This window comes from Actinomadura bangladeshensis (assembly GCF_004348335.1).
GTDB lineage: Bacteria > Actinomycetota > Actinomycetes > Streptosporangiales > Streptosporangiaceae > Spirillospora > Spirillospora bangladeshensis.
The window spans coordinates 1-13,765 of the sequence record NZ_SMJW01000213.1; the positions used below are offsets into that span (position 1 = coordinate 1).

A 13,765-nucleotide genomic window follows, 5' to 3' on the forward strand; every position below is an offset into this window, starting at 1 on the left:
GGTGTAAGGCCCCCGGTAGACGACCGGGTTGATAGGCCGGAGATGGAAGCGCGGTAACGTGTGGAGTCGACCGGTACTAATAGGCCGAGTGGCTTGAACACACTGAACGTTCAAACCAAATCGCTGCTTGTGTGATGTTCGCGTCCCTGTGTGGTTCCCAGAAAACAACCTGGGCACCGCGGTTGTACAACTGAATTGCTGAGCCTGACGGCTTGGACGTTGATTTGCCTGCCCCTGTGGGGTGGTGCGTTGAGGCGTTCGGTGGTTTTGGCGAAGGGGAAACACCCGGTCCCATCCCGAACCCGGAAGTTAAGCCCTTCAGCGCCGATGGTACTGCATGGGAGACTGTGTGGGAGAGTAGGACGCCGCCGGACACATATTGCAGAATGGCCCCGCCGACACGGCGGGGCCATTCTCATTTCAGGATGTTTTGGTAGCCTGAAGAGTGTCGGCGACCGGACTCTTGTTCGGCTCTGTCCATGGGAGACGACCATGCCGCGCAGCCCGTCTCTTGCGCCGGCCGCCGCCGACTTCTACACGGCTCAAAGCGGCTTCTCCTCACCCGGGCGCCACTACCGGCTCTATGACGACCTGCCGACCGACCCAGCCCGGCTCGCTGAGATCACGCGTGGACTGATGATTCATCGTGTCGAGGGCGATCTCTTCGCCTATGACATCCCAGTACACCGACTCCACGATGACGCCGAGACGCGGTATCTCGACGACATCCTGACGATCATCACCGGACGCAACCCGGCACCGCTGACGCACCCGCGTGAGCCAGGCGACCGGTTCGTCGGCGTCTGCCGTGATTTCGCGCTGCTGCTGTGCTCGTTCCTGCGTCATGCGGGCATCCCCGCGCGGCTGAGGTCCGGCTTTGCCGACTACTTCGGCTCCGATGGATTCCACGTCGACCACGTCGTCACCGAGTACTGGGATGACCGGCACGGCTGGCGGTTGGCAGACGCACAGTTGGCCGACACGCACCTCACCACCGCGCACGCGGTCGATTTCGACCCCATGGACGTGCCCAGGGATCGTTTCCTGGTCGCCGGTGCCGCCCTGAGACTCGTCGGCTCGGGCGCTGCGGACCCCCGGTCCTTCGGTATCCCGCTGCCCGATCGGCTGTTCGCCGGGGAGTGGTTCGTGGTCAACAACGTGCGACTCGATCTGGCCGCGCTGAACAAGGTAGAGACACTGCTCTGGGACGTGTGGGGAGCCGCAGCAGGCAGCGACGAGGACCTGACCGACGACATTCGCGACCTCTATCACCGGCTCGCTTTCCTGACCAGCGACGAGGTCCGCTTCGACGCCGTACGCGCCGCGTTCACCGAGGACGAGAACCTCCGGACACCACAGACAGTACTGTCGCTGGCCCCGTTCAAAGGTCCCCGCCACGTCACCCTCCGCTGACGAGCGACCGAACCGCACTTCCAGTGGCGACAACGGGATTGCGAAGAGGTGGCATCTGCAGGTGAGGCAGTCGTCCGGCGCTGGTACGAGCTGACCGACGTTCCAGGCGCACCAAGAGAAGGCGCAGAACGTGACGCAGACGCCGTACGCCTTCGCGTCCGCGGCTGGTTCTGCCGCCGCGTTACCGCCGAGCTCGAACATGGCTGGCGACATGCCTGGCAGGTGGATCAAATCCGCCATTCCTGGTCGGCCACCAGGTGTCGCCGGTCGCTGAGCCATATCCGGGTCGGTGGCTTCCCGCCGCTGGCCGGCACGATGCCTGAGCAGGGTCGAAGCGGAATCGGATACCGTGATGTATTCGGATACCGTGATGTATCGTTAGGTCCATGGCGGTACGGGAGACGCGAGCCGAGCGGCGGGAGCGGACGCGTGAGGAGCTCGTCATGTCGGCGATGCGGCTGTTCGCGGAGCGTGGCGTCAATGCGACCTCGGTCGAGGCGATCGCGGAGACGGCCGGGTACAGTCGCGGCGCCTATCACAGCAACTTCGAGAGCCGGGACGAGGTCCTGGACGCCGTCGTCGCGCGCGTGGTCGGGGCTCTCGGACCGGAACTCACCGCCATTCTGGGCGGCTCCGGCAGTGTGCTGGACCGGCTCGCGGCCTATGTCCGCGCCTTTCTCCTCTACTGCGCCCGGTCGCCGCTGGAGACCCGCGCCCTGATCGCTGTCGTCGCCCACCGCGCGACGGTCGCCGCGGATGTCTACGACGAGCTTGTGGCGGCGTCCCTTTCTGACATCGTCGCGCTGTTCGAGGAGGGGCAGCGCAGTGGTGAACTGCGCGAGTTCGATCCCGTCATGATGGCGTCGATGATCCGCCGCACCCTCGATGTCGAAGGGCTGCGGGTGGCGCGCGGTGCGTCCGTGGACGCCGTCATCGCCGAACTGACCGCGACCTTCATCCGAGCGACGCGCTCCGCGTCCTGAGAGAGGCCCCCTTCATGCCTGACCGGACCTTCCGGCGGATTGTGCTGCGTGAACGCCCTGCCGGTGGCATCACAGCCGACACGTTCGTCGAGCAGAGCAGGCCCCTGCCCGTGCTCGCCGACGGGGAAGCGCTGGTGAAGGTCGCCTGGCTGGGGATCGACGCGACGCAACGCACGTGGCTCAACCCCGATGCCACCTACACGGCGCCGGTCGGCATCGGCGATGTGATGCGCGGCAGTGGCGTCGGGTGCGTGGTGTCCTCCAGGAACCCTGCGCTGCCAGAAGGGCAATGGGTCTACGGCGACCTGGGATGGCAGGAGTACGTCGTGGCGAGGGACGGCGGCCTGTTCGGTGTCAACCCCGTCCCGGACGGGATCGATCCGCGTCACATGCTCACGGTCTTCGGAGTGAGCGGGCTGACCGCGTACGTCGGAGTGTCCCGTGTGCTGGAGGTCGCGGACGGAGACGCGGTGCTGGTCACCGGCGCGGCGGGCGGTGTCGGCTCGCTGGCCGGGCAGATCGCACGGCTCTCCGGTGCGCGGGTCATCGGTACCGCCGGCTCGCCCGGGAAGGTCGCCTGGGTGAAGGACGTTGCCGGGTTCGACGCGTGCGCGGACTACCGCACCGACAGTGTTCCGGACGCGCTGCGCGACTTCGCCCCCGACGGCCTCAACGGTGTTTTCGACAATGTGGGCGGTGTCCTGCTGGAGAACGCACTCGACCGCCTCGCCCTCCACGCGCGCGTCGCGCTGTGCGGGTCGATCTCGTCCGGGTACACGGCCGCGGGGTACGGCGCGGGCCCGGCCAACTATATGCAGCTGGCATTCCGGCGGGCCCGCATGGACGGCTTCATCTTCTTCGACCACCATCGCCATTTCCCCGAGGCGCTGTCCCGGCTCGCAGGCTGGGTGTCCGCGGGCGAACTGCGCTGGGCGGAGGACGTGGTCGAAGGTCTGCATAACGCACCCGCGGCGCTGCAGCGGCTGTTCGACGGGGCGAACCTCGGCAAGCAACTGGTGCGAGTGGCTCCGGCGGGAATGGCTGGGGAGCATCCAGGAGGCGTGGCGGGCGGCGCTGTCGGCTACCGACCGCCTGGATGAGGAATCGGAGTTCCCGTGGCCGGCGGGGTCCGGGTTCGGCATCGCCGATCTGTGCGCATGGGTGAACGTCGAGCTCATGAAGAATGCGGCAGAGATCGGCCAGTTGCTGATTCTCAGGCGTGCGGAAGAACGCCCGGCCTGATACTGGACTCCAAGGGTCGCGAAGGCCCACCGGTCGCCGACGGCAGGCGCTCGGACGGCCGCCGGCTATGGGCATTCCGGCGGCCGGGTTTCGATCGGCCGAAAGCGGGGCCTTCGCATGACTTCTGTGCCGTGGGTAAATCCTGCGCGGACCCAGGGAGGATTCGGATGGACCGTCCCGCTCGCGACCGGATCGCGTGGCGCAAGAGTTCACGGAGTAACGGATCAAGCAACTGCGTAGAGGTCGCCGATCTAGGGGGCGGCATCGGAATCCGGGACAGCAGGGCACCGGCGGGACCCGCGCTGGTGCTCGATCTGGGACACGGGAGGGTGTTCATCGATGCCGTCAAGGCGGGGGAGCATGACCTGAACTGACCGGGCGGTCGGGCCGCCGCGCTCGTCCACCGGTGTCCGGCATCGGCGGGCGAGCGCGGGGCGCGGTGACCGGTGAAGCCCGCGGACCAGACGGTGGAAGCCATCTGCGGCGGGCGCGCGGCTAGGGCGTTCGTTCCAGGGCGGCCAGGTGGGCTTGGACGGGGGCCAGGTCGGTTTCGGCGAAGACCTTGATTCCGGCGCGCTCCAGGAGGGCCGTCGTGACACCGGTGCCGGGGGTGGGGGTGCCGGTGAAGGTGCCGTCGTAGACGCGGTGGCTGCCGCAGGACGGGCTGCCCTCCTTGAGGAGGGCCGTGCGGGCCCCGGCACGGCGGGCCGTTTCGAGCGCGAGGCGGGCGCCGCGGAGGAACTCCTCGGTCACGTCCTCGCCGGTGCCGGTGAGAATGCGGGCCGTGCCGTCGAGGACGTCGCCTCCGTCGCCGCCGACGATCTCCGCTGGTGGGCGTGGCACGGTCAAGCCACCCGATACCTCGGGGCAAAATGGTATGAGGCGACCTTCGGTACGCCAGCGCTCGAAGAGGTCGGCTTCCACCGGCTTGGCTGCGCCGTCGTAGCGGACGGGCCGCCCCGCCAGGCAGGAGCTGACCAGAATGTGTTCCACATCCTCCAGCCTATGCCGGGCCGTCCCGCCGGATCACGGCCTGTGATCTGCGTCACCGTCGGGATCGGTGCGCGGGCCTGGGGTAACAGTGGCAGATGAGTAGATTTCGCATATGTGGGTGGCAGGTTGGAGAAGTCGGCGGATGACGTGAGGAGCGCGGTCCGCAAGCTCGAGAACATCCGGGCGATCACCGACGAGGCGTTCGCCCAGATGGGCGTGGACGAATTCCTCGACACCCTCCTCGAACGCGTGCGCGAGATCCTGGACGTGGACACCGCCGTGGTGCTGCTCCTCGACCGGCAGCGGCGGTTCCTCGTGGCGGCGGCGGCGAAGGGCATAGAGGAGGAGGTCAGCCAGGCCGCCCACGTCCCGGTGGGGCAGGGGTTCGCCGGACGCGTCGCGGCGGAGCGGCGGCCCGTCTACATCGCGGACGTGCCGACCGCGGGGGTGTACAACCCGCTGCTCGTCCAGCGGGGGCTCCGGTCCCTGCTCGGCGTGCCGCTGATCGTCGGCGGCAGGCTCGTCGGCGTGCTGCACGTCGGGGCGCTGACCGCCCGCCGGTTCACCCCGGACGACACCGAGTTCCTCCAGCTCGCGGCCTCGCGCGCGGCGATGGCCGTGCAGGGGCTGCAGAACCGCGCCGAACGCTCCGGCGCCCTGGAACTGCAGCGCAGCCTGGTGCCGTCCGCGCTGCCGGACATCCCCGGCGCCGATCTCTCCGCGCGCTACCGCCCCGGCAAGGCCGACGTCGGCGGCGACTGGTACGACGTGTTCACGCTCCCGTCCGGGGAGATCGGCATCGTCATGGGGGACGTCGCCGGGCACGGCTTCGCGGCGGCCGTGGTCATGGGGCGGATGCGCAGCGCGCTGCGCGCCTACGCGCTGGAGACCGACGATCCGGCCGAGGCCCTGCGCAGGCTCGACCGGAAGATGCAGCATTTCGAGCCCGACGCGACCGCGACCGTCCTCTACGCGATCTGCGAGCCGGGGCTGGGGCGGATCCGGCTGTCGTCGGCCGGCCACCTCCCGCCGGTGATCGCCGTGCCCGGAGAGCCCGCGTCCATTGTCGACACCAAGCCCGACGTCCTGATCGGGATGGGCGACGAGATCCCCCGGCGGACGATCACCATCGACCTCCCGCCCGGGGGGCTGCTCTGCTTCTACACCGACGGGCTGATCGAGCGGCGGAACAGCTCGCTGAACACCGGCATCGACCGGCTGTGCGCGGCGGTGACGGCGGGCCCCGCCGAGGCGGTCGGTGCGGCGGTGATGGCGGCGCTCATCGGCCGGTGGCAGGCCGAGGACGACGTCGCGCTGCTGATCGTCCGCCGCGCCCCCGCCTGACCGGGGTCACTTCCCGGAGCGGATCCGGTCCACCGCGATCTGCGCGACGCGGACGGCGGCGCCCGGGTTGAGGCGGACGCCGCGCCAGGCGAGCCGGCCGTGCGCGGGGGCGACGATCAGCGCCTGGTTCTTCGCGACGCCGCGCATGATGTCGCGGGCCAGCTTCTCCGCGGTGTAGAGGCGCGGGGACGCCTTGGCGATGTCGCCGGTCGCGTCGCCGCTCATCGGCGTCTCGGGCAGGTCCGGGTTGACGTTGTGCAGGAGCGGGGTGTCGACGAAGGACGGGCAGACGACGCTGACCTTGACCCCGCGTCCGGCGGCCTCCGCGCGCAGCCCGAGGGACAGGCCGACGACGGCGTGCTTGGTGGCGGTGTAGGGGATGCCGATCGGCATCGGGACGAGCCCGGCCAGCGACGCGGTGTTGACGATGTGGCCGGAGCGCTGCTCAAGCATGATCGGGTAGGCGGCGTGGACGCCGTGGACGACGCCCTTGAGGTTGATGTCGATGGCGCGGTTCCAGTGGTCGAGGGTGAGCTCCTCGGCCAGGCCGCCGATCGCGATGCCGGCGTTGTTGAACACGATGTCGAGCCGTCCGTGGTCGGCCTTCACGCCCTGGTAGAGGTCGGCGACGGCACCGGCGTCGGTGACGTCGAGCGCGGCGGAGGTCGCCTTGCCCTTGCCGAGGGTATTCAGCTTCTCGGCGACCTTGGCGGCGCCGTCGGCGTTGATGTCGGTGACCACGACGGTGTCGCCGCGCGCCACCAGGGACGTGGCGATCGCACGGCCGATGCCGGATGCGCCTCCGGTCACGATCGCGATGCTCATTGCGCGCTCCGCTCGATGGGCCGCGGGTCCGGGCGCGTGGGGGAGTGGCCCGGCCCGCGGCGGCTAATTGGATTCGTTGTTCAATTGCGGGGAAGTCTAGGGGGTGCGCCGACCGCGCCGGTAGTCACGCGTCGACGAAACCGCGCTCGCCGTCCCGCCGCTCGATCTGGAAGTCGGCCGGGTTCAGCCGGCGGGTGCGCAGCCAGTAGTTCAGCGTCGACGCCGGCCACGCCGCCCGGTTCACCCCGTCGCGGTCGAGGTACCAGCTGTCGCAGCCGCCGGCGACCCAGACGGCGCCCTGCGACCTGCGCTGCACCCACTGGTTGAACCGGTCCTGGACGGACGGCTTCACCGAGATCCGCGCGCCGCCCGCCGCGTCCAGCATCGCCAGGCACTGCAGGACGTAGCGGACCTGCGCCTCGATGATGAAGATCATCGAGTTGTGGCCGAGCCCGGAGTTCGGGCCGAGCAGCAGGAACAGGTTCGGGAAGCCCGCGACCGCGACGCCGAGGTGCGCCTCGATGCCGTCCTTCCACGCGTCCTGGATCCTCAGCCCGTTCCGGCCGACGATGTGCGCGCCGTCGAACGCGTCGGTGACGTGGAAGCCGGTGCCGAAGATGATCGCGTCGACCTCGTGCTCGCGCCCGTCGCGGGTGACGATCGAGTGCTCGCGGACCTCCGCGATGCCCTCCGTCGCCAGCTCGACGTTAGGCCGCATCAGCGCCGGATAGTAGTCGCTGGACACGAGCGTCCGCTTGCAGCCCATCGTGTAGTCGGGCGTCAGCTTGCGGCGCAGCTCGCGGTCGGGGACCTGGCGGGCGAGGTGCATCCGCGCGAGCGAACCGGCCGCCTTGAGCAGCTTCGGGTTCTTGAACCCGAGGACGAAGCTCTCCTGCATCAGGTAGATGCCGTTGCGGTATCCGCGCTGCACGAGCGGGACGCGCCGGAACAGCGTCCGCTCCAGCCCGGTGACGCGGCGGTCGGGCTTCGGGATGATCCACGGCGGCGTCCGCTGGAACACCGTCAGGTGCCCGGCCTTCTTCGCGATCTGCGGGACGAACTGGATCGCGGACGCGCCCGTCCCGACCACCGCCACCCGCTTGCCGGCCAGGTCGTAGGAGTGGTCCCACTCGGCCGAGTGGAACGTCGTGCCCTCGAAGGCGGCGAGGCCGGGCAGGTCCGGGATGCTCGGGCGGTGCAGCGGCCCCATCCCGGCGACCAGCGCCCGTCCCCGGACGACCTCGTCGCCGTTGACGGTGACCCGCCAGGTGTCGGTGGCGTCGTCGTACTCGGTCCCGGTCGCCTCGGCGTTGAACCGGATGTGCTGCGCCAGGTCGTACTTGTCGACGATGTCCTTGATGTACTGCAGGAGCTCCGCCTGCCGGGGGAACATCCGCGACCAGTCGGCCTTGGGCTCGAACGAGTACGAGTACAGCAGCGACATGATGTCGCACGCGCAGCCCGGGTAGGTGTTCTCCCGCCAGGTGCCGCCGACCTCGTCCGCCTTCTCCAGGACGACGAAGTCGTGCACGCCGGCCTTCTTCAGCCCGATCGCCATGCCGAGGCCGGAGAAGCCCGTCCCGATGATGACGACCCTGTACGGGCCGCCCGGCCCCGCCGCCGGCGTCACCACGGCGGGGCCCGCCTGAACGTCGGCCATGCTCACGCGGCCTTCGGGGCCTCAAGGGGGCGGCGCGTGCCGGGCTCGTCCCAGATGCCGAACGCCTTCCAGACCCGCCTGTTCACCGGGTTGATCACGCCGAGCTCGGCCATCAGGTCGCGGATCTTGCCGACCGAGTTGGAGATCTCCGCCTGCGACGCCGGGTTCTTGTAGGCGGCGCGGACGACGTCCTTCGGGATGTTGAAGTGCCGCACCATCGGCCCGGGCGGGGACAGCATGATCCGCGCCATCACGCCGAGCACGACCGGGGTCGCGACGCCGAGGATGCGGCGGCGCGCCGGGCTCATGTTCGGCACCCGGTGCTTGAGGTAGTGCCGGGCGAACGAGATGTGCCGGGCCTCCTCCGCGATGTGGATCTTCATGATGGTCTCTTCGAGCGGGTGCTTGATGTGCCCGCCCTTGAGCGACTTGCGCTGGACGTAGTCGATCGGGTCCTCGCCGCCGAGCACGAACACGAAGAACATCTCGGTGCTGACCAGCGGGATCCACGGCGCGGCCTGCGCGATGAGGTTGAGCGCCCGCGGCATGCCGCGGATCGGCATCTTCGTCCGGTTCACGAACTCCTGGAACATCATCCCGTGGTGACATTCCTCGGTCGTCTCGTGGTAGACGTACCGGAACTCCGGCCGCCCGTTCGGCAGCCGGTAGGCGTAGTTGAGCAGCCCGCGCTTCAGCAGGTTCTCGAACTGCAGGCCGATCTTCATCGCGGTGGCGACGCGCCACAGCCCGATCTGCGCCTGGATCTCCGGCGGCTGCGCCTTGTACCAGGCCGTCTCGCCGAGCCGGTCGAACTCCGGCAGGACCCAGCGCGGGTCGTTCTTGTCGACCGTGAACTCGGGGTCGTCCCAGGGGATGTCGGCGTATGCCTCCCAGTGCTTGTCCACCGACGCCTTGTTCAGGCGGTCGATGACGCCGAGGTACGACTTCTTGTCCTTGACCTGCTCGCGGAGCTCGCTGGCGAGGTCGGTGGGGGCTTTCGGCATGTGGTGCGCTCCCTCGGGGGCTGCGGCCTCGGGCGGACGCCGGGCCGGCGGGGTCACAGGAGGTATCGGGGGTGAGTCACTGTTCGGTTGTGGGCGCCGGCGCCCCCTGCTGGGGGACGATCAGCAGCGCGACGTCCTTGATCTGGCGCAGCACCGCGGCCTGGTGGCCTTCGGCGTCGTCGTCCAGGGCGTTCTGTATGGAGAGCCCGACGAACATCGCGAACAGGGCGCGCAGCATCGTCGGGGCGAAGCCGGGGGCGAGCGTGTTCTGCGGGAAGAGCCGCTCGAACGTCTCCAGGATCACCTGGAGGATCCGCTCGTTCAGGTCGATGCACAGCGGCCGCAGCTCGTCGTCGGTGCGGGCGGCCACGGCCAACTCCATGAGGGCCTTGGCCGGACGGCCGCGGAAGACCTCCCACAGCAGGTCGAGGGCGCCCGAGACGTTGCGCCGCTCGGGCGGCAGCACCGCGAACGCGGTCTCGTACGCCAGCCGCTGCGCCTCCAGCAGGTGCTCCAGCGCCGCCGCGACCAGCACCATCTTCGTCGGGTAGTGGTGCTGCTGCGCGCCGCGCGAGACGCCGGCGCGGCGGGCCACCTCCGTGGTGGACGTCCCGGACCAGCCGAGGTCGACCAGGCACTCCATGGTCGCCTCCAGGAGCCTGGCCCGCGTGCGCGACCGGCGTTCCTGCTGCGTGCGGCGGCCGGACGGGCCGTGCCGGTGACGCCGGCGGCTGCTTACTGCCATGGCTCAGACGGTACGAGCGGACAAACAAGCAAGCAAGCCTGCATGTATGTTGCCCGCATCACAAATGGACATCGAGTCTTATTGATCTTCCCGGGTACCGCGGGCGACGTAGCCGGACGAGGCGCGATGCGTCCGGGGGAGCAGGCGGGGTGCCTCTCCTCGCACGACGACGGGCGGCATGGCGCGCGGCCACGATCCAGGACATGGGAAACGCAGCAGAGGCAAGACGAACGGTCAGTGAAGTCGGCGGCGGTGCGCGCACCGTCCGCCTCGGCAAGGTGTACGGGTCGGGCGACATGGCGGTGCGCGCGCTCGACGACGTCACCGTGGAGTTCCCGGACGGGCGGTTCACCGCCATCATGGGCCCGTCCGGCGCCGGCAAGTCCACGCTCATGCACTGCGTGGCGGGGCTGGAGGACGCCACGTCCGGCAAGGTCTACGTCGGCGACCAGGAACTCGGCGCGCTGTCGGACCGGCGGCTCACCAGGCTCCGGCGCGAGCGCATCGGGTTCGTGTTCCAGGCGTTCAACCTGATCCCGACCCTGACGGCGCGCGACAACATCCTCCTCCCCCTGACGCTCGCGGGGACGAAACCCGACGGGGAGTGGCTGGACACGGTCGTCCGCGTCCTGAAGCTGGGGGACCGGCTGTCGCACCGGCCGGCGGAGATGTCCGGCGGGCAGCAGCAGCGGGTGGCGCTCGCCCGCGCGCTGGTCACCCGCCCGCAGATCGTGTTCGCGGACGAGCCGACCGGCAACCTCGACTCCCGCACCGGCGCCGAGGTCCTGGCGCTGCTCCGCAACGCCGTCGACGACCTCGGCCAGACCGTCGCGATGGTCACCCATGACCCGGTCGCCGCCGGGCACGCCGACGCGGTCGTGTTCCTCGCCGACGGCAGGGTCGTCGACGTCATGGAAGCCCCCACGCCCGACCGGGTGCTGGACCGCATGCGAGGGCTGGGAGACCGCTCATGATGGGGCTCGTCTTCAAGGAACTGTGGGGACGCAAGCGCCGGATGGCCGGCTCCCTGGTCGCGGTCTTCCTGGGCGTGACGTTCCTGACCGGAACGCTCGTCCTCGGCGACACGCTCGCGGCGAGCATCGACGGATACTTCTCCAAGGCGTACGGCAACACGGACGTGACCGTGCGGAACGCGACCAAGGTGAGCGATGCGCCGTGGGGCGCGCGCGGGCAGATCGACGGGTCCGTCCTGGACACGGTGCGTCAGGTGGACGGTGTCGCCGGTGCCGAACCCACCATCCAGGGGTCGGGGCAACTGCTCGCCAAGGACGGCACCACGATCCAGTCGCGCGGCCCCCGGACCGCCGGCAACTGGGTGACCGATCCGGAGCTCAACCCGTACCACCTCGTGTCGGGACGGGCGCCGCGCGCACCGAACGAGGTCGTCGTCAACAAGATGTTCGCCGAGGAGGGGAACCTGAAGGTCGGCGACCGGACGGCGGTGCTCACGCCGCAGAAGATCCCGGTGACCGTCGTCGGGATCAGCAAGTTCGGCGACGAGGACGCGTTCGGCGAGACCTCCTTCACCGCGTTCTCGCTGGCCGGCGCCCGCGAGTACGTTGCCAAGGGCACGGGCCGCATCAGCGGCGTCGCCGTCCGGGCGGACGACGGCGTCAGCCAGGCGGAACTGGCCTCGCGGATCGCACCGGCCCTGCCCGCCGGGGTGGAGGCCGTCACGAACAAGGCGCAGGTCGAGGAGGGCATGAGCCTCGTCGAGAGCGGCTTCCTGCGCGTGTTCCGGATCGTGCTCGCCGCGTTCGGCGGGGTCGCGCTGCTCGTCGCCGCGTTCTCCATCCACAACACGTTCGCGATCACGATGGCGCAGCGCACCCGCGAGTCGGCGCTGCTGCGCGCCCTCGGCGCCGGGCGCCGGCAGGTCGTCGCGGTCGTCGGCTTCGAGGCCCTCGTCGTCGGCGGCGCCGCCACCCTCGCCGGGCTCGCCGGCGGGCTCGGCTTCGCGGCCCTGCTCCGGCAGCTGTTCACCCAGTTCCGGATCGGGATCGCGATGGAGGGGCTCACGGTCGCCGGCACCTCGATCCTCATCGCGGTGCCGGTCGGGCTGGTGGTCACGCTGGTCGCGGCGCTCGGCCCCGCGCTGAAGGCGTCGCGGGTGCCGCCGCTCGCCGCGCTGCGCGAGGTCGCGGCCGAGTCGCCGCGCCCGTCGGAGACCCGGGTCATCGTCGGCGGCGTGTTCGCGGCGGTCGCCGTCGGGACCGTCGTGTTCGGGGCGGTCACCGAGCAGATGGCGATGGCGGCCGCGGGCGCGCTGGTGACCGTCGTCGCGATGGTCGCGCTGGGGCCGGTCGCCGCGCGTCCGGCCGCGGCGCTGCTCGGCGGGCCCGCGGCGCGGCTGCGCGGCGTGCCGGGGGCGCTCGCCCGCGACAACGCGTCCCGCAGCCCGGCCCGCACCGCCGGCGCCGCGACCGCGCTGATGATCGGCGTCGGGGTCGTCACGCTGATGACGGTGTTCATCGGGTCGCTGCGCGCCTCACTGGAGGACGGTGTCGCCGGGTCGTTCAAGGGCCCGATCGTCGTGAACGCCGGGAACAACGAGACCGGCGGGTTCAGCACCGCGCTCGTCCAGGACGCGGCGAAGCTGCCGCAGGTGAGCGAGGTCGCTGGGCTCGGCACGGGCAGCGTGCGCGTCGACGGCTCGCCGTCCACCGTGAGCGTGGCCGACCCGTCCAGCCTGCGTCGCGTCCTCGACCTGGACGTCAGGGACGGCGGCCTGACCGACGCCAGGACGTTCGCCGTCTCCGCCAAGGTCGCGGACGACAACGGCTGGCACGTGGGCACCCCGGTCGGCGTGACGTTCGCGGACGGAACCTCACAGAAGCTCGCCGTAGGAGCCGTCTACAAGAACACCGACCTGACCGGTGACTACCTCGTCCCGCGTGCCGTATGGGACGTCCACACCAAGCAGCCCTTGGACACGCGCGCCTTCGTCGAACTGAACCCCGGCGCGTCGGCCGCGTCCGCCCGGCAGGCCCTGACGGCGCTCGCCAAGCCGTACGGAGCGCCCGAGGTCCAGTCGCGGGACGAGTTCGTCGCCGCACAGACCGAGGAGATGTCCGGTTTCATCACGGTCGTCTACGGGATGCTCATCCTCGCCATCGTCGTCGCCCTGCTCGGCATCACGAACACGCTCTCGCTCGCCGTCCACGAGCGGACCCGCGAGCTCGGGCTGCTCCGCGCGGTCGGCGCGACCCGCCCGCAGATCAGGTCCATGGTCCGGTGGGAATCGGTCATCGTGGCGCTGTTCGGCACCGGCGGCGGGCTCGGCCTCGGCGCGTTCCTCGGCTGGGGGCTCGGCACGGCCCTCGGGAACCCGTTCGCGCCGTCCGCCGCCACCATGGCGGTCATCGCGGTCGTCGGCGCGGTCGCCGGGGCCCTCGCCGCGGTCCGCCCGGCCCGCCGCGCCGCCCGGCTGGCGATCCTCACCGCGATCGCCGCGCCGTGACACGTCCCGCCCCGGCTCCCCCGGCTCCTCGGCGGCCGGGGGGCCGGGGCGTCCGGCCCCGGCCACCGGTGCGGC

At 70.4% G+C, this 13,765-nt stretch carries 12 protein-coding genes and 2 rRNA genes; 9 read left to right on the plus strand and 5 right to left on the minus strand.

What is annotated here, in order from left to right:
• The 6 genes from E1284_RS30670 to E1284_RS30700 all read left to right on the plus strand — a co-directional run.
• Positions 1-101, plus strand: a 23S ribosomal RNA gene (locus E1284_RS30670); the annotation flags it as partial.
• A 156-nt stretch (positions 102-257) separates the two neighbouring features.
• Positions 258-374 (plus strand): 5S ribosomal RNA (rrf, locus tag E1284_RS30675).
• A gap of 118 nt (positions 375-492) precedes the next feature.
• Positions 493-1,413: a transglutaminase-like domain-containing protein gene (locus E1284_RS30680; RefSeq protein ID WP_131943650.1), complete on the plus strand. Its 921-nt coding sequence runs from the start codon at positions 493-495 to the stop codon at positions 1,411-1,413.
• 443 nt (positions 1,414-1,856) lie between these two features.
• On the plus strand, positions 1,857-2,396 hold the full coding sequence (locus E1284_RS30685) for a TetR/AcrR family transcriptional regulator (protein ID WP_165965489.1): 540 nt from the start codon (positions 1,857-1,859) through the stop codon (positions 2,394-2,396).
• Between the two features lie 14 nt (positions 2,397-2,410).
• Complete coding sequence (locus E1284_RS30690; protein ID WP_131943652.1) at positions 2,411-3,496, plus strand: NADP-dependent oxidoreductase; 1,086 nt, start codon at positions 2,411-2,413, stop codon at positions 3,494-3,496.
• 309 nt (positions 3,497-3,805) lie between these two features.
• Positions 3,806-4,012 (plus strand): DUF397 domain-containing protein, encoded by a 207-nt coding sequence (locus E1284_RS30700; RefSeq protein WP_131943653.1) that lies wholly within the window; start codon positions 3,806-3,808, stop codon positions 4,010-4,012.
• 121 nt (positions 4,013-4,133) lie between these two features.
• On the opposite strand, the gene E1284_RS30705 is transcribed toward E1284_RS30700, so the two are convergent.
• Positions 4,134-4,631, minus strand: a complete 498-nt coding sequence (locus E1284_RS30705) for a 2-thiouracil desulfurase family protein (protein ID WP_131943654.1) — start codon at positions 4,629-4,631, stop codon at positions 4,134-4,136.
• A 147-nt stretch (positions 4,632-4,778) separates the two neighbouring features.
• Between E1284_RS30705 and E1284_RS30710 the strand changes: the two genes are divergently transcribed.
• Positions 4,779-5,975, plus strand: a complete 1,197-nt coding sequence (locus tag E1284_RS30710) for a PP2C family protein-serine/threonine phosphatase (protein WP_207924044.1) — start codon at positions 4,779-4,781, stop codon at positions 5,973-5,975.
• A gap of 6 nt (positions 5,976-5,981) precedes the next feature.
• On the opposite strand, the gene E1284_RS30715 is transcribed toward E1284_RS30710, so the two are convergent.
• The 4 genes from E1284_RS30715 to E1284_RS30730 form a co-directional block, all read right to left on the minus strand.
• The gene (locus E1284_RS30715) at positions 5,982-6,800 is read right to left on the minus strand and encodes an SDR family NAD(P)-dependent oxidoreductase (RefSeq protein WP_131943655.1); all 819 of its coding nucleotides are present in this window, start codon (positions 6,798-6,800) and stop codon (positions 5,982-5,984) included.
• Positions 6,801-6,924: 124 nt separating this feature from the next.
• Positions 6,925-8,460, minus strand: a complete 1,536-nt coding sequence (locus tag E1284_RS30720) for a flavin-containing monooxygenase (RefSeq protein WP_131943656.1) — start codon at positions 8,458-8,460, stop codon at positions 6,925-6,927.
• Between the two features lie 2 nt (positions 8,461-8,462).
• Entirely contained in the window at positions 8,463-9,464 is a 1,002-nt protein-coding gene (locus E1284_RS30725) for an AurF N-oxygenase family protein (protein ID WP_131943657.1), read from the minus strand.
• Positions 9,465-9,540: 76 nt separating this feature from the next.
• On the minus strand, positions 9,541-10,209 hold the full coding sequence (locus E1284_RS30730; RefSeq protein WP_243714845.1) for a TetR/AcrR family transcriptional regulator: 669 nt from the start codon (positions 10,207-10,209) through the stop codon (positions 9,541-9,543).
• 203 nt (positions 10,210-10,412) lie between these two features.
• Between E1284_RS30730 and E1284_RS30735 the strand changes: the two genes are divergently transcribed.
• The gene (locus E1284_RS30735) at positions 10,413-11,183 is read left to right on the plus strand and encodes an ABC transporter ATP-binding protein (protein WP_131943658.1); all 771 of its coding nucleotides are present in this window, start codon (positions 10,413-10,415) and stop codon (positions 11,181-11,183) included.
• A complete protein-coding gene (locus tag E1284_RS30740) occupies positions 11,180-13,690 on the plus strand; it encodes an ABC transporter permease (protein ID WP_131943659.1) in 2,511 nt (836 codons plus the stop codon). The genes E1284_RS30735 and E1284_RS30740 overlap by 4 nt, the downstream gene beginning before the upstream one ends.
• Positions 13,691-13,765 lie beyond the last annotated feature (75 nt).

Coding starts and splice junctions, on each gene's coding strand:
- E1284_RS30715 (WP_131943655.1), bottom strand. CDS start 6,800: ATGAGCATCGCGATCGTGACCGGAGGCGCATCCGGCATCGGCCGTGCG.
- E1284_RS30735 (WP_131943658.1), top strand. CDS start 10,413: ATGGGAAACGCAGCAGAGGCAAGACGAACGGTCAGTGAAGTCGGCGGC.
- E1284_RS30690 (WP_131943652.1), top strand. CDS start 2,411: ATGCCTGACCGGACCTTCCGGCGGATTGTGCTGCGTGAACGCCCTGCC.
- E1284_RS30730 (WP_243714845.1), bottom strand. CDS start 10,209: ATGGCAGTAAGCAGCCGCCGGCGTCACCGGCACGGCCCGTCCGGCCGC.
- E1284_RS30740 (WP_131943659.1), top strand. CDS start 11,180: ATGATGGGGCTCGTCTTCAAGGAACTGTGGGGACGCAAGCGCCGGATG.
- E1284_RS30725 (WP_131943657.1), bottom strand. CDS start 9,464: ATGCCGAAAGCCCCCACCGACCTCGCCAGCGAGCTCCGCGAGCAGGTC.
- E1284_RS30720 (WP_131943656.1), bottom strand. CDS start 8,460: ATGGCCGACGTTCAGGCGGGCCCCGCCGTGGTGACGCCGGCGGCGGGG.
- E1284_RS30700 (WP_131943653.1), top strand. CDS start 3,806: ATGGACCGTCCCGCTCGCGACCGGATCGCGTGGCGCAAGAGTTCACGG.
- E1284_RS30680 (WP_131943650.1), top strand. CDS start 493: ATGCCGCGCAGCCCGTCTCTTGCGCCGGCCGCCGCCGACTTCTACACG.
- E1284_RS30685 (WP_165965489.1), top strand. CDS start 1,857: ATGTCGGCGATGCGGCTGTTCGCGGAGCGTGGCGTCAATGCGACCTCG.